The sequence below is a fragment of the Cylindrospermopsis sp. CR12 genome (assembly GCF_001432185.1).
In the GTDB taxonomy this organism is placed as follows: domain Bacteria; phylum Cyanobacteriota; class Cyanobacteriia; order Cyanobacteriales; family Nostocaceae; genus Raphidiopsis; species Raphidiopsis raciborskii.
In genome coordinates, this window is the sequence record NZ_LMVE01000097.1 from 1 (window position 1) to 3,080 (window position 3,080).

General features: G+C 38.7%; 2 protein-coding genes and 1 pseudogene. All 3 read right to left on the minus strand.

Annotation, left to right across the window (positions count from 1 at the left end; genetic code table 11):
• Positions 1-377: 377 nt before the first annotated feature.
• Entirely contained in the window at positions 378-1,256 is an 879-nt protein-coding gene (locus ASL19_RS11300; RefSeq protein WP_057178426.1) for a bile acid:sodium symporter family protein, read from the minus strand.
• Between the two features lie 39 nt (positions 1,257-1,295).
• Positions 1,296-2,771 (minus strand): bifunctional UDP-sugar hydrolase/5'-nucleotidase, encoded by a 1,476-nt coding sequence (locus tag ASL19_RS11305; protein ID WP_057178427.1) that lies wholly within the window; start codon positions 2,769-2,771, stop codon positions 1,296-1,298.
• 207 nt (positions 2,772-2,978) lie between these two features.
• Positions 2,979-3,080, minus strand: a pseudogene (locus tag ASL19_RS16835) (photosystem II protein D1); the annotation flags it as partial.

Sequence of the window (3,080 nt, forward strand, 5' to 3'; positions counted from 1 at the left end):
AATCAACGGTTAATAACAAATATTATCATAGTGAAACGCTTCTTCCTCCCCACCCAGTGGGGAGTTTTTTTTAGTGGCAACCTGTATATTTTCTGCTGCTGGTGCTCCTGCTGGCTCAAAAATGCAGATCTGAAAGTCAGAATTCGTAAGTGTTTCCCTAACCTAAATGAAAAAGGGATAGTATAAAATATGTCTAACTGTCCAATTTGTAATACTCCCTATAATCTAGAACAAAATTGCATCTGTCTTACTTGTGGTTTTGATCTGTCACTCTCCGCAGCAAGGGGTCAGCTCCCTTTTGGAGTTGGCAATGCATGGTGGTCTCTACCTCCTGTCAAGACCTGTGGAGTATAACATATAGAGGTTTAGGACTGGGGTTACCTACGGTATCGCATCTCACTTTTCATTTTACGCCCATAGACGATCGCTATACATCCCGTCAAATACATCAACAAGCTATAAATTGCTCCAGGAATCGCCATATCTGGATTATTCAATAACCCTGCAGTAATGGCGATCGCCAGAGTTCCGTTTTGCATACCCACCTCAATGCTGATACAAATTTGTTGCTTGTAATTAAGATTAAAAAGTTTGCTCAAATAGAATCCCGCCGCCATTGAAAGAGTATTTAACAGCAAAACACCGATCCCAACTTGAAAAATAAAATTCGGTAGGCGACTCCACTCTTTAATAATCAGCAACAAAATAATTACTGCTAATAATACGGTAGCGGAGATACTAGTTATCTTTTCTATTTTTGTAGATAGTTTTGGCACAAATTGCCGAATACTCATACCAATGATGATCGGTAAGAAGGTAATTGCAAAAATTTGCCCAATAGTCGTCCAAATTGGCAACTCCACCACTGCACCTTGCCCAAAAAAATGTTGACTGGCCAAATTTGCAAAAATGGGAATGGTAAATACAGTAATTAAACTACTTAAAGCTGTCAGTGTGACGCTTAAAGCTACATCACCCATTGCCAAAAATGTCACCAAATTTGAGGAAACTCCCCCCGGACATAAGGCCAAAATCATCAAACCTGTAGCGATCGCAGGTTGCATGGGTACAAGCTTTGCGATCGCCAGTCCAATGAGGGGCAGTATGAACAACTGACTGACTAACCCAATTGCCACGGCTTTTGGATATTTACCCACTCGCTGAAAGTCTTCTGGCACAAGGGACAACCCCATACCAAGCATCATTGTGCCTAAGGCCATAGGTAAGATCAGGGATGTAAAGATATTGGATTCCATTGATTAAGGTTTTTAAAAACTGTTAACTGCTAGCAACCTCTAGTTAATAAAAGTCCATCGTCCTTCTACATGACGGTCAATAAGTTGATGAGTAGTTAAATATTCTTCAAGAATACTTTGGGCAGAGGTAGCAACAACTTTAGCGTTAGCTACCTCTTCAGATGTAAGGTTCAAATTCTTGAGTGAATTTTGATAATGATAATTTTCCACACACATTATGTATTGACGACTAGCTTCTACAGATTGTCCATTAATATTTAAAGACTCGATTGTCTTTTTAGTATCGTTATAAACTACTTGAACACCTTTGCTGATTTGATAACATTGACTTTCATCTGGCCTTCTGTTTTCTGGTCGCAGAATGTGGGCGAACACTTTTGTCAATTGTGTCCCATTTACTCTAATTTTATAAAGAGCACCATCGTAAGGATAAACTTTTTTAAGGTCTTCAAGTGTAACAACAGGTCCTAGTTCTTTGCCTCGTATACCACTACTTCCTGCTAAAACCACATCAATCATATCGATTTCGGAAAAGATATCGGCGATTAAATTACCCAGTTCAGTTTCTTGTTCACGTACTGGATGTATTAATTTCCGACTCAAACGACTAACAATACGATTGTACTTACGATCTACTTGCTCCTTATAAGCATCGATAAAGTTTTGCAAGTCCACATCAGGGGTAGCTACTTGATTATTGATAGGAACAAGCTGCCACTTCCATTCCACAATGCTATTAGTATCATCATCTACTGTAATGTCAAAACGTCCAATCTGATCAGTACCTACAGCAGCTTGGGAGATTAAGATGTTGTTTACTTGGGCGGGCTGTTCTAAAACAGTATGAGAGTGTCCACCAATGATTATATCTACCCCCCACTCAGGATCTAACATAGCAGCTAACTTTTTATCCTCTTCAAAACCAATGTGTGTGAGGAGAATTGTCAAATCAATATCCTCATTTTTGTAAGTGTTGCAGATTTTACCCACCTCGGCCGCTGCATCTTCCAGTCCAACAAATGTACCGATACTTGTATCTAGTTTTAAAGAACTAAGAACTTCCTCAGTAACAATGCCGATAAACATAATATCAAATCCATCTACATTAAGGATGATATAAGGGTTCATCAATCTTTTGCTGTACTTTTTAATATACAAGTTGGCATTAACAATGGGAAAGTTGGCCATTTTTTCTAAGAATAATAAATGGGGAAAGCCATAGTCTAATTCATGGTTTCCTAAAGTTACTACATCAGGCGCTAAGTAATTCATAATTTCCATGGTTGATAAGCCTTTAAATTCGGTATCAATCATCGAACCCTGAAGCATATCACCAGCAATAACATAAAGAGTATTTTTTTCCGTTTGACGCACTTTATTAATATAACCAGAAAGTAATGACAACCCACCAACCAAATTACCTTCTCCGCTTTTAGCCTCCGCCAAAAAGTCGCCGTGCATATCATTGGAATGCAAAATCGTAAACTTTTTGAGTTTTTCTGTAGTTTGAGTCATTATTTCCCTCAGTATTTTTCCTCAATGAACGGTATTATTGTAATCAAAAATATTTATCTGAAGAAATAAAGTTGACAAAAATTAACCTAACCTGACCCGATTCCTCATTCCGCACCCTCAACTTCTTCCTTGACAAGTTCTCCTGATCTTACCCATAAAAAAAGCCCCTCACCTGGTGAGGAGCTTTTCATTTACAAGTATTGATTATTAACCGTTGATTGCGGGAGCGGTTAATGCTACAGGTGCTACTTCACCAGCAGCTAGGTCTAAGGGGAAGTTGTGCGCATTACGCTCGTGCATTACTTCCAT